The sequence below is a fragment of the Tenacibaculum sp. SSH1-16 genome (genome assembly GCF_040104435.1).
GTDB classification, from domain to species: Bacteria; Bacteroidota; Bacteroidia; order Flavobacteriales; family Flavobacteriaceae; genus Polaribacter; species Polaribacter mesophilus.
Genome location: NZ_JBECOV010000013.1, coordinates 59,569 through 80,596, shown reverse-complemented (window position 1 = coordinate 80,596; position 21,028 = coordinate 59,569). Strand labels below are relative to the sequence as shown.

The following is a 21,028-nucleotide window of genomic DNA, read 5'->3' as shown; positions in this document are numbered from 1 at the left end:
CTAATTGCTTCTCTATTCGGTTTCTTTACTCTTTCAAGATGATATTATCTATTTTATTACAAATGTTTCGTTTTGTATCCAATTAGCCCTTAGTTTAAATACAGTTTCTAAATAGATAATTTGCTCTGGCTCTTTTCTTAATAAGAAATTTCCAGTATCCCACATACGATTATTATTTTCATCAACTATAGCTCTAACACTATATTCCTTGGGTTCTAGTAAGATAAATTCTATCTTTTTAGAAGAAGTAAGATACCTTTTTTCTACAACCTTATCTTGACTTAATAATTCAATAATAACAGGATATTCTGTTTCGTTTTTAACATCCAAAACAATACTTCCATAATCTTCCACAGTACGCGTTGTGAATTTATAATCTAACGTATCGTTTGTAGTTTCAAAAACATCGGTTATTCCTTTAGGTAAGCCTTTAAAAATGTATCCATATTTAGGTTTCTTTTCAAACAATACAGCTAGTTTATTAATCGACTGCTTTTGCAATTCAAAAGGTACATCAACAGTATCTTTATCTATCAATGAAAACTTCGATTTATCAAAAGAAACAATTGGGTTATTTGTTTTAATAAACATAGTATCTTTCAGGTTAAGAACTCCACTTACACTAGATGACACAGATAAAGAGTCAATTTTCTTTTTTCTTAAAAACACTGTAACAGTATCTTTAAAATTCTGATTATTTACTATAAAATTCAATGAATCTCTCTCTACAGGTGTATACCAATAATTGAGTGTATCTTTATCTTCCTCAAACTGAGTAAACGACTTGTAATCTTGCGGAACTTCCGATAACAGTTCAATACTCATATCTTCCTGCTTCCCTTCAAAACCAAACTGAATTTTTCCTTTTGTTACTTCTTTTCCTCTTTTAAACTCATATGGCTGAATTTCTTTAAAAAAACGAATAGGTTTGTTTAGCAAAGTATCTTTTGGTAACGTAATTGTATCTACTACAAAACCAATTTTATCTGTTCTACTATTAAAAATATAATCACTTGAAGGCTCTTTTAATGCTAGCATTAAATATTTTCCTTCACGTAAATTACTAAACTCAAAATTTGTAGAATCTAGCGTGCTTGTTACATAATTTGGCTTTTTCTTAAAAACAATAGAATCGTTGTAGGTACTATCAATCTTATATAACAAAACACTAACTTCTTTCACCTCTTTTTTATCAAAAGCATCAGCTACTGCACCTTTAATTTTTAAAGAATCAATATAGTCTCCTGTTGAAAACACATACTTAAAGCTCTCTAACTTGTTGTTTTCGTTGTTATCTTGAACTGCATTTCCAAAGTTAAAAGTATAGGTGGTATTTTTCTGTAACGTGTCTAATATTTTAATATTAATATACTTACTTGGTGTTCCTTGTGGTGTAATTAACGGTGGGTTTTTCATTGGTGGAGAAACTACCAACTGTTTTTGTAGGTCTTTTAAAACAATATACTCATCAAAATAAATACGAATGTTATCATCTTTAAAATGAATAGTTTCATAAGGAGGATTTGCAGTAACCATTATTGGTGCGGTTTCATCCTTTGGACCTCCTTCTGGTCGTCCTTTACGTGCACAACTACTTATTAAAAAAGCGAAAAGAGTTACTAAAATAAAGTGTTTATTTTTCACAAATTATTGGTTTAAAATCCATTTTCAAAAGTAGTAAATTAAGATGGAATGGTATTAGTCTTTTTGTGTATACGCCATTGTAGCAACACTTATCTTTATGTTTTGCGTTTTTAAAAGTTCGTTTGCACAAGCTTCTAATGTTGCTCCTGTTGTAATAACATCATCAATAAGTAAAATATGTTTATTTTCAAAAAGTGTTGTATCAACAAGTTTAAACTTTGTTTTGTTATTAGAAAACCGTTCAAATCGTTGTTTTAATGTTTGCGTTTTAGTTTTGGAAGTTCTTATAAGAATATCTGGCTTATACTCTACATTCAAAATATCACTTAATCGTTTTCCAAACATGGTTACTTGATTATATCCTCTACTTTTAAGCTTTTTTAAATGTAATGGTACTGGAATAATATAGTCTATATCTATAAAAGTATTTAATGTTTTTAATCGTTCTCCAAACCAGTCAGCAATAAATATTCCAATTTCTGGCTGATTTTTATACTTTAATTGATGGATCAATTTTTGGGTAACTCCTTTCTTCCTGTAAAAAAGAAAAGAATGTACTGCTTGTATTGGTACTTTCCCATAAAAATTTGACATTAATGTAACATTTATATGCTTATTATCGTCTATAATTGGCAAGTCGTTTTTACAAATAACACAGAGAAGTGTTTCATTTTGTAATAACGTTTTTTCACAATTTACACATAATTTGGGGTAGAATAAGTAGAATATCTCTTTTAAAAATTGCATCTTTACAAGCCTTTTTTAACATAGGAAGATACAAAAAACAACAATAAACTATATTTTGAGTAAAAAGTTTAATTTTTTTAAAGAAGCTGTAAAAAATTACAAAACATCAGGCACAGTTGTTCCAAGCTCTAGATACCTAGCTAACAAGATGCTAAAAGAAATTGATTTTAAATCTGCTGAAGTTATTGTAGAGTTAGGACCTGGAAACGGAGCCATAACACAATATTTACTAAAAAAACTTCAACCCAACACCATATTAATATGTTTTGAAATAAATGATGCTTTCTATAGAGAATTAAAAAAAATACAACATCCACAATTAGTTGTTTTAAAGGCTTCTGCAGAAAACATAAAACTTGAAATACAAAAGCTTGGTTTTTCAAAAGCCAACTACATTGTTTCTAGCTTGCCCCTTACCATAATCCCAAAAGAAATATCGCACGCTATCTTAACAAAAAGCTATAACTTTTTAGCTCCATCAGGACTATTTATTCAATATCAGTATAGCTTAACTTACTACAAAAAACTAAAAGAAGTTTTTGGAGACAACATAAATTTGAGCTTTGAACCATTAAACTTTCCACCTGCTTTTATTTATAAATGTGTTAAAAAATAAATAGTATATTAGCACAGAGCGTCCCCTTTTTTTATACCCTTTAAAATGATGATAGTCTCAAAAATAAAAAATAATAGTTTTGTTGCCTTCTTAATTTTACTAATACTTGTTATTGGTTTTTTGTCTTATCAAAATGCTAGAGACTATTCTGAACTCAAGGCAGTTTTTGAACTTGAAAAAAAAGAACTAGAGGGCGAATTAACAAACATTATTGAGGATTATGAAGAAGCTAGCTATAAAAAAAATGAATATTCATTAAAGCTAAAAGGTGGGCTTAACAAAGTAATTCAACTAAGAGATTCTATTAAAAACCTAAAACAAGTAGACTATAAATTTATTGGGTATTTTAGGAAGAGAACAAAAGTACTTATTGAAGAAAACAAAAAGCTTTTTACTGAAATAAGTCACTTAAACACTATAAATAACAAACTAATTATAAAGAACGATAGTGTTAAAGAAGCATTATTAATAAAAGAAAAACAAAACACTAAACTTACCAACATAAATCGTTTTTTAAGTAATGAGAAGTTAGCTTTAAAGAAAAAAATAGCCACTGCTGAACTTATTGAAGTTTCTTCTATAAAAGCGGAGGCAATGAGAAAAAAAAGAAACGGAAAGTTTACATCTACTTCAAAATCGACAAAAGTAAGTGCTTTTAAAATAGAGTTTGAGTTAATGCAAAATAAAGTAACGCCACCTGGTTTAAAAGAAGTTTACATTCAGATAACAGATATGAATAAAAATGTGATTGCCCCATATAAAGAAGTAAATTTACAAAACAATAAAAAAATATGGTGTAGTGATATTTTAATAGCTGAATACAATAACGAACAACTATCTATGATTTCTTTTATCAATATAAAAAATAAAATTAATGCAGGAATATACCATATAAATACATTTGTGAACGGTATTTATACTGGTAATAAATCTCTAGCATTAAAATAAAACACCCCTTAATAAATAACTTAATATAATCAATTTCCCCTTAACTTATGAATCAACAAAAAACCAAAAATGTTTTAATTTTAGTATTAATTATCTTATTACTTTTCCTATTTTTTTATTCTCATCAAAAATCAAATGAAAATGAAAACCTTCAAAATATTTTTTTAGAAGAAAAAGCTGAGTTACAACAAGATCTAGACGAAATGATTAAAGATTACACAGATGTTGTTGTTGGTAAAAAACGTTTAGCTGACAGGTTAGAAGTAGAGCTAATTAAAATGAAGAACTTAAGAGACTCAATAAAACTCTTAAAATCTGATAACTTTGGACTTATAAGAAAGTACAGAAGTAGAATTGCTAGCTTAGAACGTGAGAATAAGAAACTTTTCATTCAGATAGATTCTTTAAACAGTGCGAATGATGCTTTAACACAAGAAAATGTTATTGCTAATGAAATTTTACAACAAAAAGATAGTGTAAATGAAACTCTAACAGAAAAAAACAAAGAATTAGAGGCAAAAGTAGCTATTGGTGGAATTATTAAAACTAGTCCAGTAAAAGCTATTGCAATGAAAGAACGAAGTAGTGGAAAGCTAACATCTACAAGTAGATCTAGTAGAACTGATGCTTTTAGAATTAATTTCGATTTGTTAGAAAACCCAATTACTAGTGCTGGTGAAAAACGCGTATACATTCAAATTATTGATGAAAACAAAAATGTAATCGCTCCTAAAGGTAAAACTGACTTAAAAAACGGACAAAAAGTTCAATACACAGACTCTTTAGAAGTTAACTACAACAATAACCGTTTAAGTCTTGTATCTTTAATATTAGTAAACAGAGACGATATTAAAAAAGGAAAGTATATAATTAGTGCTTTTGTTGATGGTGTTTACTCTGGAAATACAACAATAAAGCTAAGATAAAACCATAACTATTAATTATTAATAAAAAAGTGAAGAGCTTAATTTATTCTTCACTTTTTTCTTTTTCCATACCCTTAGTTTAAATCCTTATTTTATTTTTGCAATATGGCAAAACAAGAAGATCAATTTAAAAAAGTATTATCACACGCAAAAGAATACGGTTATGTATTTCAATCATCTGAAATTTACGATGGTTTAAGCGCAGTGTATGATTATGCTCAAAACGGAGTAGAATTAAAGAAGAATATTCGTGATTATTGGTGGAAAGCAATGGTGCAAATGCATGAAAACATTGTAGGTATTGACGCTTCAATACTAATGCACCCAACTACTTGGAAAGCTTCAGGCCACGTTGATGCTTTTAACGATCCTTTGATTGACAACAAAGACTCTAAAAAACGCTATAGAGCTGATGTTTTAGTTGAAGATTTTAGAGAAAAAATCAACGAAAAAATTCAAAAAGATATAACCAAAGCAAAAAAACGTTTTGGTGAAGCTTTTAATGAAGATGAATTTAGAAGTACAAACCCTAATGTTTTAAGACGTCAAAAACAAATTGACGAGATAACAGTTGAACTAACTAGAGTTCAAGAAGAAAACGACTTAGAAGGATTTAGAAATTTAATTATAGACTTAGGCATTACATGTCCTGTTTCTGGTTCTAAAAACTGGACAGAAGTTAAGCAATTTAACTTAATGTTTGGAACGCAATTAGGAGCGTCAGCAGATAGTTCAACGCAAGTATATTTACGTCCTGAAACTGCACAAGGTATTTTTGTAAACTTCTTAAATGTACAAAAAACTGGACGTATGAAAATTCCTTTCGGAATTGCACAAACTGGTAAAGCTTTTCGTAATGAAATCGTTGCGCGCCAATTTATTTTTAGACAACGAGAGTTTGAGCAAATGGAAATGCAATTTTTTGTAAAGCCAGGAACTCAAAAAGAATGGTATGAAAAGTGGAAAGAAACTCGTTTAAAGTGGCATATGTCTTTAGGAATGGGAGAAGAAAATTATCGTTTTCACGATCATGACAAATTAGCACATTATGCTGATGCCGCTGCTGATATTGAATTTAAATTTCCTTTTGGGTTTAAAGAATTAGAAGGAATCCATTCTCGTACTGATTTTGACTTAAGTCAACATGAGAAATTCTCTGGAAAAAAACTACAGTACTTTGACCACGAGGACAACACTAGTTATGTGCCATACGTAATTGAAACTTCTATTGGTTTAGACAGAATGTTCTTAGCTGTTTTCTCTAACTCTTTACAAGAAGAGGAGCTAGAAAATGGTTCAACAAGAACTGTTTTAAAATTACCTGCAGTTTTGGCACCAACCAAAGCAGCTATTTTACCATTAGTTAAAAAAGATGGTTTACCAGAAATCGCTCGTAAAATTGTTAACGATTTAAAATGGGACTTCAATGTTGTTTATGATGAAAAAGATGCTGTTGGAAGAAGGTATCGTCGTCAAGATGCTGTTGGTACACCTTTCTGTATTACGGTAGATCATGACACTATAGAAGACAACACTGTTACCATTCGTCATAGAGATACTATGGAGCAAAAACGAGTTAAAATAGAAGATTTAAGCAATATTATTAAACAAGAGGTAGATGTACGCTCTTGGTTACAAAAAACGGAAGCATAAATCTAAAAAACGTCAAAATAAAGCAAGAATCCTAAACGTAACTGTTTAGGATTTTTACTTTTGCAATAGTAAATAACTTCTCTTGAAATAAATACGAATGAAAACTATACTTAAAATATTATTCATCATCTTTTTACTTTGGATGATAACTGGTGCTTACCTTTTAAACACAGAGCACCCTAAAGCACAAGTAGTAATAGGACTAGGTGTTTTATACATGTCTTTTATATTAATGCCTTTATTTATCTACTATAGATATAAAGATGGTAAGTATAAAAAATATATTATCAACTCTGATAAAGACAAAAAAAAAGCTAAAGATTAAACTTCAGCTTTTTTACTTTATTTTGCTCTCTATTGTAAGGTAGGTGAGTAATTTGTTGGGTAATCATCTGGTTTAGCTAAACCGTCTTTACCTAAGGTAAAGTTAGATCCGTATGTAGCATCAATAGCAGCTAACATTTTATTAGCCATTAACGCATATCCTCTAGCTGTTAAATGAATTCCATCTAAACCAACTAAACCACCTGTTACTAAACTAGTATTCATATTATAATTCCCAAACTCTAATCCAGTAGTAGAAGCTTCTTGTAAAATAGCTTTAAAATCTACAAAAGCCAACCCTTTTGCTTCAGCTACCGATTTAATAGTTGCATTATAAGAATCCGTAGCATTCTTAACTCTACTTACCTCATCTTTTGTTAATACCCATTTATCTTCAAGAGGTAATGAAACTCCTTCTACAGAAAACATTCCTGCTAGTTCTTGTGATAAATCTTGTGACATTAAAAACGCAACTGAATCTGTATTAACTTCACCTATAATCGCACTACTTGGTAATACTAATAAGTCTTCTTCTGTTGCTTGTCTTGCTTGACCGTAATAAGTACCTAATAAACCTGCTACTTTTTGTAATGTAGTTGCATCAGTAGGTAATCCAAAACTTGCCACAAAAGGAGGGAAAGTAGGACTTGCTAATAAAGCTCCAACAATTTGAGCTGTCTTATTATCTAAAGACTCATCTTTAATTACAACTGCATTTGCAGCATCTGTGGTAAAAACAATTGATCTTTCTGGAACACCAATTGCTTCAAAAACTCCGTTAATAGCCCCAAAAACATTATTTAATGTTGGTATTTGCGCTCCAAAATCAGGGTTACTAGGATCTAATGGCGCATAAGGAACTGTTGTAAAGTAAGGTAACGATGTTATATAAGGTAAATTAGCTACGACTCCTTTTCTATCTCCCGCTGCTAAAGCATCAACGGTACTTGAAAAAACAGAAGCAAAAAGATTTGAATTAGTAATATCATTTGCTCCATAACTTGTTGGGTCTAAGTTTCCTGTTTCATTATGATCTTCTCCTACACCACCAGCTATAGAGTATCCTAAAACATCATTTCCTCCTATTTCAGATAATGTAAAAAATGTTGGTTGCTGTACTAATACATCTTGTATAACACTTGCCATAGGGTTAGATGCCATTCTTACATAATAAGGGTTTGCATTTGGTAAAGCTGCTAATGCTCCATAACCTTCTACTCCTAGGTGAAAGCTTTTTAATCCAGGGATTCCCATGTTATTATATGGTCCCGTTTGTATATTACTTATCTCTGTTGTAGGTGTTTTTGATAACCTTGCTGGCCCATCACCATTAAAATAAAACCTTGGCTCTCCTTTTTCTTCTCCTCCTATTAAAAAACCACCTATGTTATCATTCATTAAAGGTTGTGTAAAATCGCCTCCGCCAACCATAGCAAATTTACTAGCTAAGATATTTGGAAAAGAGTTCTCTTGAGAAGATTTAAATAAAGCCCCATCTGAAAATCCTGCTGTAAAAGAGGCTCCTACTGCTACATATTTAGAAAAATCTACACTACCAGCTTCTAGTGTTACATTGTTTTCCGCTTCTCCTTTAATCTCAGGTAATGTATTATCTACGTCACAGGCGGCTAACCCTAAAAATAACGCAGACAAAAAAGTATATTTAATTGTATTTTTCATTGTTTCTTTTTTAGTTATTGATAGTCCAAGAAATGTAATATTGAGAACCTACAGCTCCTACTCCTGGCGCACTTAAGTATTCTTCACCTGTTAAATTAGATCCTCCTACTTTAAATACTGATTTAATTGAAGGAACAGAATAATTAATTTGAGCATCAAGAACTGTTCTTTCTTCAATTGTTCCTTCTAAGAAAGTAGACTGCCAATAAAATTCATTTTGCCAACGAGCACTTACATTAAATCCAAAGTTTTCAAATAAATTTGTATGTCCAAATTGCATTTTTACTTTATGCTCTGGTGTGTTAAATCCAGCTTCAAAATCAGGATCAGAAGCTTGATCAAAATCAAACTTAGACCATGTATAGTTTAATCCAACATCAAACCCGTTAAATACTTTTGTGTTTAATCCTAACCCTACTCCATAAGAATTAACATCTGCCGTTGAATTTGTTTTTACACTAAATGTTCTTACTAAGTCTCTATTAGTTAAGTTATTTATGGTAGCTGGCGTATTTGGGTCTACTAGTACAACTACATCTTTATTAGAAATAAAGTCAGAATACATATTATAATATGTACTAAAATCAATAGATAGTTTGTTTTCTCCTAAGGGAAGTGCTGCACGATATCCAACTTCAAAAGATTTAACTTTTTCTGGCTGCACTAAAGCTGTCTTAACTAATGTAGGATCAGGAATATTTGGATTATTTGGTTCATTCGCTTTTCTACTAATTGAAGCAGCAGAATACCCTCTATTAAGAGCATCTTGACCCGTTAAAGTAAATGTTCCTGTAGTTGTTTGAACAGCAGTTGAAAAACGATCAATATTGTCAGGAGCTGTTCCTAAAATAAAGCCTGCTCCTGTTGCCAAACCAATATACTGGTCTTGGGTAGTTGGGTTACGGAAACCTGTTTGGAAAGACGCTCTAAAGTTATGGTTCTTGTTTTCTCCTGCTGCATAGGCTAAAGAGACTCTTGGTGTAACATTTCCATCAAAATTATCAGACTTATCATAACGGATAGATCCTGTAAACTTCAAACGGTCATCCATCATTTTCTTCTGAACTTGTGTATATACACCGTACTCTCCATATTTAATAGGCCCATCACTATCAGTATAAATAGTACCAAAAGAGTTAAGCTTGTACTGCCTGTAAGAACCTCCTACTTGAACTTCAGCCCAATCAATGTAATCACGTAAGTTTAAGTTTGCATCTGCATGATAGTAACTTGTATTATCTCTAAATCTAGACCCTGTCATTAAATCTGGATCAGCAGTTACTTCATTAAATAGTCTTGTAAACTCAGCAGAACCTGCTTCTGGTCTGTTCCTATCAGCAAAAGCTCTTGCTTGATTATGATTGCTTGCCTGTACTCCAGGAACGGATCCTAAATACGCAGCTGCATATTCTCCAAACCAAACTGAGTTCTCTTTCCATTTACTGTTTATATTTATTGCAGCAAAACGAGTATCATAAGAATCTCCAGCGTCTTCACCTGCATAATACCCTCTTACAAAAAAGTTTTTACCTCTTACTTCTAATTTATGTTGCTCCATAAAGAAGTTAGCAAGATTATAACGGTTTTGTCCTTGATAAATGGTATTACCTGTACCGTATTTTGAATTCCAAATTATTTCAACACGGTCATTTCCCAATGGACGGTAATGAATAGCTCCATTAAACTTTACACTTTTAGCTTCGTTAGACATTAAGTCTACTTCTCTATACCCTGTTCTACTAACATTTCCTATTGCTCCTCCTAAATTAACAGATACTTCATCTCCATATATATTTGCTCCATCATAATTTGGATCATCAGTATGATTCATACCTGGAATATATGTACCACCGATACCTGTTGTGTTTCTGTAATCAGTTGCATGCCATTCTTCTCCTTTTAAGTAAGAAAAACTAGCTTTAACAGCAAAATAATCATCAAAAGCATGTGCCATTTTAATTGTAGCATCATAATATCCATTATCTCCTGCTGCTTCTTGACTTGTTAAGCCTGTTTTTAGACCAACACTAATACCTTGCTCGTTAAACGGGTTCTCACTACGCATTAACATAATACCGTTAAAAGCATTAGCTCCATATAAAGCTGAAGCTGCTCCTGGTAAAATTTCAACGCTTTTTACATCTACTTCAGAGATTCCCAATAAGTTTCCTATGGCAAAATTTAATGCTGGTGAAGCATTATCCATACCATCAACTAACTGTACAAAACGCTCATTACCAAAGGTAGCAAAACCACGTGTATTTACTGTTTTAAATGTTAAGCCTCCTGAGTTAATATCAACTCCTTTTAAATTTTCTAATCCATCATAATATGAAGCAGAAGCTGTATTCTTTATTGCTCTTGAATCAAAACGCTCAATTGTTACAGGTGATTCCATAACTCGTTCTGGAGTCCTTGAAGCTGATACAACTACCTCATCTAAAGAGGTTGCGTTTTCTGTTAAGCTAATTTCAACAACTTGGTTGTTTTTTGTTATCTCAACTGTTTTTGTTTGATATCCTAAGGAAGAAATTTCAATAGTAAACGGAGGAGTATCTGTTACCGTCATTGTAAATTTACCATCAAAATCAGTAGACGTTCCTACTGTCTTTCTCGAAACTTTAATGTTTGCTCCCGGTAATGGTCCGCCAAGCGAAGCATCACTAACCGTACCTGTAATGGTAGTTTGAGCAACCATTATTGCTGTACCAAATAGCACAAATGCAACAAGTAATAGTTTTTTCATCATAATGTAAAGTAATTTGTTAACTGTAGTGCAAAATACAATTTTTTTTCATTTACAGAATATTTACCCTGTTTTTTTACAATTATACTAATTATACATCGAAAAACTTACCAAAAACAAATTTTACATTTTATTTAAATTTTTATTATTTATCATCTCATACAAATTGTATTTTTGCTTAAATTTATTAGTTATCTTGGAAGTTATACATTCTCTTTTTGACCTTAACCCTTCTCAAAAAACAATAATCACCATCGGTACTTTTGATGGAGTGCATATTGGGCATCAAAAGATTATTGAAAAGTTAGTTAGTGAAGCAAAAGCTAGTAATAAAAAGTCGGTGTTACTAACATTTTTTCCTCACCCAAGAATGGTATTACAAAAAGATGTTTCTATTAAGTTAATCAATACTATTACCGAAAAAGCTCAACACCTAGAAAAATTAGGGTTAGATTATTTAATAATTCATCCTTTTAGTAAAGAGTTTTCAAGACTTACCGCTTTAGATTTTGTTCGTGATATTTTAGTTAATCAACTAAATATTTCTAAACTGATTATTGGTTACGATCACCATTTTGGTAAAAATAGAGAAGGTAATATTGAACAATTAACAGAGTATTCTCATTTATATGATTTTACTGTTCAAGAAATTCCCGCTCAAGATATTGATGATGTATCAGTTAGTTCTACCAAAATTAGAAAAGCTCTTGCTAACGGGCATTTAAAAACAGCTAATAATTACTTGGGATATAATTTTTCTCTTACTGGAAAAGTTGTGAATGGAAAACAACTAGGAGGAAAAATAGGTTTCCCTACCGCAAATATTGATATCCCTGAAGATTATAAATTAATTCCTAAAACAGGTGTTTATATAATAAAATCTATTATTGAAAACACTACTATTTATGGAATGATGAATATTGGTAATCGACCAACAGTTGACGGTGAACACCAAACAATTGAAGTACACTATTTCAATTTTAACCAAAATCTATATTGTAAAGAATTAACTATTGAATTACTTTACTATTTAAGAAATGAACAAAAATTTGATTCTGTTTCTTGTTTAATTTCTCAACTGAAAAAAGATAAACAGAATTCGTTACTTTTTCTAAAAAGTTACGTCAAACCCTAACCTTAAAACTATACTTAAAGCCCCCCGGTTTCAAATATTTTTAGAATTAGTATTATTGACGTAACTACACGCAAAGTTAATTTTTTTAACCCCTATATAATGACAAGTATGTCATTATGTATTTCATATGTTTTTAAGAATTTGTATCAAAAAAAGAATGATGCTGTCAAAAAAAGAGGTTACTTTAAAAAAGGTAGCACTTTGTGTAAAAGCTTTAAGAGAAGAATACCACATTACTTCAAGTGAATTTTATATTGATACTGGAATACACCTAGCTAGAATAGAACAAGGAAAAACAAATGTTACTATCACCACTCTTCAAAAAATATGCGACTATTTTAATATTACTTTATCTGACTTCTTTGTAATGCTCGAAGAAATTTAGTACACAAAACACATTGCTTAAGTCTATAGCTTCTTTTATCTTTGCTATTCTTAAAAAATTAAAAAGATGTTACAGGTTCAGTTTATTAGAGAAAACAAACAAACTGTTTTAGACGGATTAGCAAAACGTAATTTTGCTAATGCCGAAACAATTATTGAAGAAGTATTAACTGCTGATGAAACGCGTAGAACTACACAAGTTTCTTTAGACACTATTTTAGCTGAATCTAACAAAATATCCAAAGAAATTGGCGGGCTTTTTAAGTCTGGTAAAGTTGAAGAAGCAAATCAACTAAAAGCAAAAACAGGTGAATTAAAAGAGCAATCTAAACAGTTAACAGAAGAATTAAATTCAGCTGCAGAGAAATTAAACGAATTATTATATCAAATCCCTAATATTCCTCACCCATCAGTAAAAGCAGGAAAGAATGAAGAAGATAATGAAGAAGTTTTTAAAGAAGGTATTGTTCCTAATTTAGGAGAAAATGCATTACCTCACTGGGAATTAGCGAAGAAATATGATATTATTGATTTTGATTTAGGTGCTAAAATTACGGGTGCAGGTTTTCCTGTTTATAAAGGAAAAGGAGCTCGTTTACAACGTGCTTTAATCAACTATTTTTTAGATAAAAATACCGCTGCTGGGTATAACGAAGTACAGGTTCCTCATTTAGTAAATGAAGCTTCTGGTTTTGGAACAGGACAATTACCTGACAAAGAAGGACAAATGTACCATGTAACTGGAGATAACTTATATTTGATTCCTACTGCTGAGGTTCCAGTAACTAATATGTTTAGAGGCGATTTAGTTAAAGAGGCTGATTTACCTATTGCAGTTACAGGTTACACTCCTTGTTTTCGTCGAGAAGCAGGAAGTTATGGAGCGCATGTTCGTGGATTAAATCGTTTACATCAATTTGATAAAGTTGAGATTGTTCGTGTTGAGCACCCTGACAATTCATACAATGCTTTAAACGGAATGGTAGAACACATTAAAGATATTTTACGTGAGTTAAAATTACCATATCGTATTTTACGCTTATGTGGTGGAGATACAGGGTTTACTTCTGCCTTAACATTCGATTTTGAATTATACTCAACAGCACAAGAGCGTTGGTTAGAAATTAGTTCTGCTTCAAATTTTGAAACTTTTCAAGCAAACCGTTTAAAGTTACGCTTCAAAAATAAAGAAGGTAAAAGTCAATTAGTACATACACTAAATGGTAGTTCTTTAGCTTTACCTCGTGTATTGGCTGGTATTTTAGAAAACTACCAAACTGAAAATGGAATTAAAATTCCTGAAGTACTAGTTCCTTATTGTGGTTTTGATATAATTGATTAATCAATTATAATATAAAAAATGAAAAAACCCCAAGCCTCAATTACGATGCTTGGGATTTTTAATTAATCAATCCCCATTGAAAAAAATATGTTTAATTGGCAACTACTGCTACCATTAATCTCTTGTATTTATTCATTTCTAACAAAGCTTCAAAATACTGAGGTATTTGCCCTTTTCTCATAAATTCATTTGCATTCTGCTTTGCTAACTCATATTGTGTCGTAAAATTTCTCATAGTTTACACTGTTTAGTTGTTTTATTAATAAGACAAAGTTCGTGCCAAAATGTTACACTTCTATTTAAAAAAGCATCTCTTTTAATAGTATTTTAACAATTATGTTCTGTATTTTTGGTAGATAAAACCGCTCTTAGCTGAATTAAACATAAAGCAAAACGCTTAAACTTTTCCAAAATGAAGAAAATCATTATTCTATTTAATTTACTCATTTTAAGCTTATTTTGTCACGCACAACAAAATGAGTTTATTATTGCTGAAAATTATTTTAGAAATAATGAGTATGAAAAAGCCATTCAATTATACAAAAGGCTGTATGATCAAAGCCCCTATAATACAACCTATTTAAAAAAACTAATTACTTGTTATCAAGAAACAGAACAATTTATAGCTGCTGAAAATTTACTCACTCAAAAACTAAAAGAACGACCCAATTTATCTTACTTATATGTAATTCTAGGTTATAATAGTGAACGACAAGAAAAAATAGAAGATGCTAATGAATACTATCAAAAAGCAATTGAGTCCATTAATAAAAAAGCTAATTATGGTTCTTTAATAGCTGGTTTGTTTAAAAATTACAGCAAGTTAGATTTAGCCATTGAAGCATTTAATAAAGTAATGGAAATTAACCCTAAAGCCAATTATGGGTTTCAGCTAGCACAAATTTATGGTGAAAAAGGAAACTTTGAACAAATGTTTAAATCCTATATTGATTTGGTTGATAAAAATGAAGGTTACCTTAACAACGTTAAACGCTACGCTGGTAAATATTTAACTGATGATAGCGAAGATGAAAATAACATTTTGTTTAAAAAAGCGCTATTACTAAAGTCAATAAGTAACCCCAAAGATATTTGGAACGATTTACTTTCTTGGTTATTTATTAGGCAAAAGCAATACAGCAAAGCCCTTATTCAAAACAAAGCATTACTTGCAAGAAACCCTGATAATTTGGGTAAAATTAATGATTTAGGTAAAATAGCTTTAGAGAATAAAGACTATGAAACTGCAAAAGAGTGCTTTGATCTTATTATTGAGAAAACGAATTACCCAAGAGATAAGTTCAATGCCATAAACAACAACCTAAAAATAGCAATTGAGACAAAACAACCTGATGTAGAGGAGCGTTTTAATTCCATCTTCAAAGAATACGGAATTAACTCAAAAACACTTTTCACACAAATAGAGTATGCTAATTACTTAACCTTTACAAAAAACAATCCAGAAGAAGCATCTATCATTTTAAAGAATGCCTTAAACTTTACCAATTCAAAATTTATAAAAGCAACTATAAAACTTAAACTTGGTGATGTTTTTGTTTATATGGGTAAGTTTAACAAAGGGCTAATTTATTTTTCTCAAGTTCAAACACTGTTCAAAAATAATTACATAGGTCAAGAAGCCCGCTTTAAAGTAGCGCAAGCTTCCTACTTTAAAAATGATTTTACTTGGGCAAAAGCTCAACTAAAAGTTCTAAAAGGATCTGCTACACAGCTTATTGCCAATGATGCTGCCGATTTGTTCTTAACAATTTCAGATAACGAGCCTAAAGATAGCATTGGTACAGGTTTAAAAGAATATGCGAAAGCTGATTTATTAGCTTATCAAAATAAAAATGACGAAGCAATAGCTATTTTAAGTAATATAATTACTAATTACAGTGGGCAACCTATTGAAGATGAAGCCTTATTTAAACAAGCTCAATTATTTGTTAAAAAGAAACAATATGATAAGGCTATTTTAAATTACACTAAAATAATAGCCCTAGATAAAAAAGGCATTTACGTTGACGATGTATATTATCACATGGCTGAATTATATAATAACGAATTAAATAACTTAGAAAAGGCTAAAGAATACTATCAAAAGATTATTTTTGACCACCCGTCGAGTATCTACCTAGTAGAAGCTCGAAAAAAATTTAGAAAATTAAGAGGAGACGATATTTAATAAACCAAGTTTGAAAATTTATCAATTACTTTATTTTCAAACTTCCAAATTAAAAGAAATGTACATATACAATGTAACAATAAATATAGACGAAAGTATACATGCAGAATGGTTAACATGGATTGAAAACCATATACCTGAAGTATTAGCTACAGGACACTTTTTAAGTGCTAAAATGACACAAGTGTTGGTTGAGGAAGAAATGGGAGGTATTACCTACTCTATTCAATATACCGCGAAAACACGTGAAGATTTAGATAACTATTATAAATATAGCGCAGACAAACTACGTAATGACGGATTAAAAAAGTTTGCTGATAAAATGCTTGCTTTTCGAACTGAATTGAAAATAGTAAATGAATTTTATCCTACAGTGAATAGTAACTAGAGATGCAAGAAAAAATCTATCAAAAGAAAAAACTACTTATAATAATAGGCATACTCATAGCAACTTTAGGTGGAGTCATGGGGTATTGCACTTATGAAAATAGTCCTTGGGAAACCATTAGTGGAGTAATTAGTGGGATAGGTTTTGGACTAACATTTATAGCGTTAACAATAAAATCGCCAACCAAATAGATACAATAAAAATGACCGTAAGAGCTAAAAAACATTTAGGACAGCATTTTTTAAACGATGAAAACATTGCAAAAAAAATAGCTGATACTTTAACTGAAAACGGATACAATAATGTATTAGAAATTGGTCCTGGAATGGGGGTTTTAACAAAGTATTTATTAGAAAAAAAAACTAAGGTTACCGTAATGGAACTAGATTCAGAATCGGTAACCTATTTACAAGAAACATTTCCTGTTGAACATATTAAGTTAGACACTTCAAAAGAGAAGTTTACCATTATTGAAGGTGATTTTTTAAAAAAAGACTTTACCAAAATATTTGATAAGCAACAAGTAGCCATTATTGGTAACTTTCCTTATAACATTTCTTCTCAAATCGTTTTTAAAGCTATTGAAAACCGCGAATTTGTTCCTGAGTTTTCAGGAATGTTTCAAAAGGAAGTTGCTCAAAGAATTGCAGAAAAAGAAGGAAGCAAAACCTACGGAATACTCTCGGTATTAACACAAGCTTTTTACAATGCTGAATACTTATTTACCGTACCTCCTTCTGTATTCAATCCACCACCAAAAGTAGATTCTGGAGTTATTAGACTTATCAGAAAAGAGAACTATACACTTCCTGTTGATGAAAAATTATTTTTTAGAGTGGTAAAAACAGCTTTCAATCAACGAAGAAAAATGTTACGTTCCAGTTTAAAATCTTTTAATCTTTCGGATACCTTAAAAGAAGACCCTATATTTGCGATGCGTCCCGAACAATTATCGGTGCAAAAATTCATTGAGTTGACACAAAAAATAGCTCAAAATAATAGTTAAGAGTCCTTTTTAGACAAGAACAAGTCTTCTTTTTGAATTAGATTTCAACATATTCAAAACCTCGATAATCGAGCAAAATTGCAAGTAATGGCACTAGAAATCACAAAAGACTTATTAGAAAACGTAAAAGAACTGATTCAGCAACAAAAAGACACAGCTCTTTCTGAAGTTTTTTCAGATATTCACTATGCTGATATTGCTGAAGTTTTAGATGAACTCACTTTTGAAGAAGCAGTTTACATTATACGTTTATTAGATAGCGAAACAACTTCAGATGTATTAATGGAAGTTGATGAAGAGGTTCGTGAAAAAGTTTTTGAACAACTTTCTGCCAAAGAAATTGCCGAAGAGGTTAATGAACTTGATACCGATGATGCTGCCGATGTTATTGCCGAACTTCCTGAAGAGCGAAAACAAGCTGTTATTCAAAAAATTGAAGACAGAGAGCACGCTAAAGAAATTGTAGAGCTACTTCGTTATGATGAAGACTCTGCTGGAGGTTTAATGGCAAAAGAGCTTGTAAAAGTTAATGAGAATTGGAATGTGCTTACTTGTGTTAAAAAAATGCGACTGCAGGCAGAAGAGGTTACTAGAGTTCATTCTATTTATGTAGTTGATGATGAAGGTAAGCTAAAAGGACGTTTGTCTTTGAAAGACTTGTTAATGGCGTCTACTCGTTCTAAAATTTCAGATGTCTACATTCCAAAAGTAGATTTTGTTCATGTACACGACGATGCGGAAGATGTAGCTAACATCATGCGTAAATATGACCTAGAAGCTATTCCTGTTGTGGATGAATTAGGTGTTTTGGTAGGTAGAATTACTATTGATGATATTGTTGATGTAATTAAAGAAGAAGCTGAAAAAGATTATCAATTAGCCGCAGGTATTACTCAAGATGTTGACTCCGAAGATAGCATTTTACAATTAACGCGAGCTCGATTACCATGGTTATTCTTAGGTTTAATTGGAGGTATTGGAGCAGCAAGAATTATGGGTTTTTTTGAAGGTGCTTTAGAAGATAATGCTGTTCTCTTTATGTTTACACCTCTTATTGCTGCTATGGCTGGTAATGTAGGCGTACAATCTTCTGCCATTATTGTTCAAGGCTTAGCTAATGATGATGTAAAAGGAAGTGTTACTAATAGGTTGTTAAAAGAAATGTCTTTAGCTGCTGTAAACGGACTTGTTTTAGCTATTATTTTGTTTTTCTTTATTTGGGTTTGGAAAGGAGATATAACAATTGCCTCTGCTATTTCATCTTCTTTATTTGCAGTAATTATTGTAGCTGGCTTAGTGGGTACTTTTATTCCTTTATTTTTAGATAAAAGAGGTATAGATCCAGCTATTGCTACAGGACCTTTTATTACAACAAGTAATGATATTTTTGGAATCTTAATCTACTTTTCAATAGCCAAAATAATTATTGGTTTTTAATCTATTGATTCTACTTTTTCTATCAGGTTATCAATCTTACTTTCAGGAATAAATCCTTTTAGCATTAATACAGCACCAAAAACAATTAACAATACTCCCATTCCTCGTTTTATTCGATAAATAACTAATGGAGTTAGCCTACTTTTTAATTGTTTAGCAAGTAATATTTTTCCTAAATCTGTAATTGCGTAGCCTGCTATTACAGTACCAAAATACCAAACTAAGTACTTAGGATTCATATCGTATGTTGGTCCTATAACCACGATTAAACCAAGCCAAAAGGCTAATACACCTATATTTATAAAATTTAGGAAAAAACCTTTAAAAAGAAGCTTTAAATAATTATTGCTTTCTGGTAAAACAACATCAGGAGCTTCTGCTTCTTTCTTATTATTTTTATCTAAATAAGTAATTAACCCATAAATAATAAGCACCAATCCTCCAATAAGAAACAAGCGTGGATCATCTTTTATTTTTTCCAACAGACTTCTACTTCCAAAATAGGCTATTAACATAAATGAAATATCACCTAAGATCACACCTATATCAAAGGCTATTGCCGCACGAGCACCTTTTAAAATACTTGTTTTAATGAGCATAAAAAATACTGGCCCTATCATAAAAGCCATGAAAACACCAACAAAGAAGGCGTTTTTAAAGTCGTAAAAATCCATTTTATAAAGTTACGGTTTTACTTATACATCATCAAAGTCTACTACAACTTTCTGCGTCGTAGGATGCGCTTGACAAGTAAGTATTAAACCTTCTTCTAACTCATCATCAGTTAAAATAGAGTTTTTGGTCATAACAGCTTTACCTTCTGTAACTTTTGCAATACAACTACTACAAACACCTCCTTGGCAAGAATAAGGAGCATCTAATTTATTTCGTAAACTTGCAGCTAAAATAGTATCTGTTTGCTTCATTGTAAAGCTAGTTTCTTCATCATCTAACACTACTTTAATTTCTGTTTCTCCTTCTTTTATTAAATCTGTATTTTCCTCAGCTGTAGAAGCTGTAAATAATTCAAAGTGAATGGCGCTTTTTGATAAACCATTTTCTTTAAGTGTTTCAGAAGCTATCTTAATCATTTCTTCTGGTCCACATAAAAAAGCTTCATCAAATACTACTTCTTTATAAAGATTCTTTACAAAGTAGTTTATGTGTCCTTTGTCAATTCTTCCAAACAATGTGTTCTCTTGACGCTCTCTACTATACACGTAATGTAAATTAAATCGATTAGGATACTCTTGTTGTAATAAATTTAAATCATTATAAAAAATAGTATCATTAATACTTTTGTTACCATAAACTAGCGTAAAAGTTGATGATGAATCTTCTAAAACGCTTTTAATCATTGATAACACAGGGGTAATACCACTACCTGCTGCAAAAGCAATATAATTTTTGTTGTTTTCAGGAGTTAATATAAATTTTCCTTCAGGAACTGCTACTTCTAATTCATCTCCTTTTTTTAATTGAGTAGTTGCAAATGTTGAAAATTTCCCGTTTTCAACAGCTTTTACTGCTACTTTTAGTTGATTACTTTTCGGTGCAGCACATATAGAATAAGCTCTACGAACTTCTTCTCCTTTAATTATTGTTTTTAAAGTAATGTATTGTCCTGCTATAAATTGAAACTTGCTTTTTAAATCTGCAGGAACATTAAAAAGTATTGAAACAGCATCTTTTGTTTCTTTTATTATTTCTTCTATTGTTAATTTATAAAAAGTACTCATGTAGTCAAATTTGAACAGCAAAAATAACAAACTCAATACGAACAAAAGTTAGGGTTTTACAAAAAGTACACCTAAGATTTTCATACATAAGTAAATTATGTATATTTGTATACCTAAAAATCTTA

General features: G+C 30.9%; 20 protein-coding genes. 13 read left to right on the top strand and 7 right to left on the bottom strand.

The window, feature by feature from the left end; all coding sequences use genetic code 11:
• Positions 1-48 precede the first annotated feature (48 nt).
• On the bottom strand, positions 49-1,644 hold the full coding sequence (locus ABMY20_RS13925) for an Ig-like domain-containing protein (protein WP_047788178.1): 1,596 nt from the start codon (positions 1,642-1,644) through the stop codon (positions 49-51).
• Between the two features lie 54 nt (positions 1,645-1,698).
• Entirely contained in the window at positions 1,699-2,238 is a 540-nt protein-coding gene (locus ABMY20_RS13920; RefSeq protein ID WP_231128364.1) for a ComF family protein, read from the bottom strand.
• 208 nt (positions 2,239-2,446) lie between these two features.
• Here ABMY20_RS13920 and ABMY20_RS13915 point away from each other — a divergent pair, with 208 nt between their 5' ends.
• The 5 genes from ABMY20_RS13915 (at position 2,447) to ABMY20_RS13895 (ending at position 6,859) form a co-directional block, all read left to right on the top strand.
• Positions 2,447-3,007 (top strand): rRNA adenine N-6-methyltransferase family protein, encoded by a 561-nt coding sequence (locus tag ABMY20_RS13915; protein ID WP_047788176.1) that lies wholly within the window; start codon positions 2,447-2,449, stop codon positions 3,005-3,007.
• A gap of 45 nt (positions 3,008-3,052) precedes the next feature.
• Positions 3,053-3,955 (top strand): hypothetical protein, encoded by a 903-nt coding sequence (locus ABMY20_RS13910; protein WP_349265585.1) that lies wholly within the window; start codon positions 3,053-3,055, stop codon positions 3,953-3,955.
• A 47-nt stretch (positions 3,956-4,002) separates the two neighbouring features.
• Positions 4,003-4,881, top strand: a complete 879-nt coding sequence (locus ABMY20_RS13905) for a hypothetical protein (RefSeq protein WP_073182437.1) — start codon at positions 4,003-4,005, stop codon at positions 4,879-4,881.
• A 105-nt stretch (positions 4,882-4,986) separates the two neighbouring features.
• The gene (locus ABMY20_RS13900) at positions 4,987-6,534 is read left to right on the top strand and encodes a glycine--tRNA ligase (protein ID WP_047788173.1); all 1,548 of its coding nucleotides are present in this window, start codon (positions 4,987-4,989) and stop codon (positions 6,532-6,534) included.
• A gap of 97 nt (positions 6,535-6,631) precedes the next feature.
• Positions 6,632-6,859: a hypothetical protein gene (locus ABMY20_RS13895; protein ID WP_047788172.1), complete on the top strand. Its 228-nt coding sequence runs from the start codon at positions 6,632-6,634 to the stop codon at positions 6,857-6,859.
• Positions 6,860-6,888: 29 nt separating this feature from the next.
• On the opposite strand, the gene ABMY20_RS13890 is transcribed toward ABMY20_RS13895, so the two are convergent.
• Positions 6,889-8,538 (bottom strand): G-D-S-L family lipolytic protein, encoded by a 1,650-nt coding sequence (locus ABMY20_RS13890; protein WP_349265584.1) that lies wholly within the window; start codon positions 8,536-8,538, stop codon positions 6,889-6,891.
• Positions 8,539-8,548: 10 nt separating this feature from the next.
• Positions 8,549-11,287, bottom strand: coding sequence for a TonB-dependent receptor (locus tag ABMY20_RS13885; protein WP_125064412.1), 2,739 nt, complete (start codon positions 11,285-11,287; stop codon positions 8,549-8,551).
• Between the two features lie 193 nt (positions 11,288-11,480).
• On the opposite strand from ABMY20_RS13885, the gene ABMY20_RS13880 reads away from it, so the two are divergent.
• From ABMY20_RS13880 to serS, 3 genes are all read left to right on the top strand, one after another.
• Positions 11,481-12,419, top strand: coding sequence for a bifunctional riboflavin kinase/FAD synthetase (locus ABMY20_RS13880; protein ID WP_047788169.1), 939 nt, complete (start codon positions 11,481-11,483; stop codon positions 12,417-12,419).
• Positions 12,420-12,576: 157 nt separating this feature from the next.
• Entirely contained in the window at positions 12,577-12,804 is a 228-nt protein-coding gene (locus tag ABMY20_RS13875; protein WP_047788168.1) for a helix-turn-helix transcriptional regulator, read from the top strand.
• 66 nt (positions 12,805-12,870) lie between these two features.
• Positions 12,871-14,145 carry a serine--tRNA ligase gene (serS, locus tag ABMY20_RS13870; RefSeq protein WP_047788167.1) on the top strand — a complete coding sequence of 425 codons (1,275 nt, stop codon included), beginning with the start codon at positions 12,871-12,873 and terminating at the stop codon, positions 14,143-14,145.
• 91 nt (positions 14,146-14,236) lie between these two features.
• On the opposite strand, the gene ABMY20_RS13865 is transcribed toward serS, so the two are convergent.
• Positions 14,237-14,380 (bottom strand): hypothetical protein, encoded by a 144-nt coding sequence (locus ABMY20_RS13865; protein ID WP_164505161.1) that lies wholly within the window; start codon positions 14,378-14,380, stop codon positions 14,237-14,239.
• Positions 14,381-14,557: 177 nt separating this feature from the next.
• On the opposite strand from ABMY20_RS13865, the gene ABMY20_RS13860 reads away from it, so the two are divergent.
• The 5 genes from ABMY20_RS13860 to mgtE all read left to right on the top strand — a co-directional run bounded on the left by ABMY20_RS13860 (position 14,558) and on the right by mgtE (position 19,164).
• Positions 14,558-16,333, top strand: coding sequence for a tetratricopeptide repeat protein (locus ABMY20_RS13860; RefSeq protein ID WP_349265583.1), 1,776 nt, complete (start codon positions 14,558-14,560; stop codon positions 16,331-16,333).
• 58 nt (positions 16,334-16,391) lie between these two features.
• The gene (locus ABMY20_RS13855) at positions 16,392-16,721 is read left to right on the top strand and encodes a DUF4286 family protein (protein WP_349265582.1); all 330 of its coding nucleotides are present in this window, start codon (positions 16,392-16,394) and stop codon (positions 16,719-16,721) included.
• A 2-nt stretch (positions 16,722-16,723) separates the two neighbouring features.
• Complete coding sequence (locus ABMY20_RS13850) at positions 16,724-16,912, top strand: hypothetical protein (RefSeq protein ID WP_173360459.1); 189 nt, start codon at positions 16,724-16,726, stop codon at positions 16,910-16,912.
• 11 nt (positions 16,913-16,923) lie between these two features.
• A complete protein-coding gene (gene rsmA, locus ABMY20_RS13845; protein WP_047788163.1) occupies positions 16,924-17,727 on the top strand; it encodes a 16S rRNA (adenine(1518)-N(6)/adenine(1519)-N(6))-dimethyltransferase RsmA in 804 nt (267 codons plus the stop codon).
• 87 nt (positions 17,728-17,814) lie between these two features.
• On the top strand, positions 17,815-19,164 hold the full coding sequence (mgtE, locus tag ABMY20_RS13840; protein WP_047788162.1) for a magnesium transporter: 1,350 nt from the start codon (positions 17,815-17,817) through the stop codon (positions 19,162-19,164).
• On the opposite strand, the gene ABMY20_RS13835 is transcribed toward mgtE, so the two are convergent.
• Both ABMY20_RS13835 and ABMY20_RS13830 read right to left on the bottom strand, forming a co-directional pair.
• Entirely contained in the window at positions 19,161-19,838 is a 678-nt protein-coding gene (locus ABMY20_RS13835; RefSeq protein ID WP_047788161.1) for a LysE family transporter, read from the bottom strand. The two genes, mgtE and ABMY20_RS13835, sit on opposite strands and share 4 nt — an antisense overlap.
• A 21-nt stretch (positions 19,839-19,859) precedes the next feature.
• Entirely contained in the window at positions 19,860-20,903 is a 1,044-nt protein-coding gene (locus ABMY20_RS13830) for a ferredoxin--NADP reductase (protein ID WP_239178374.1), read from the bottom strand.
• Between the last annotated feature and the right edge of the window lie 125 nt (positions 20,904-21,028).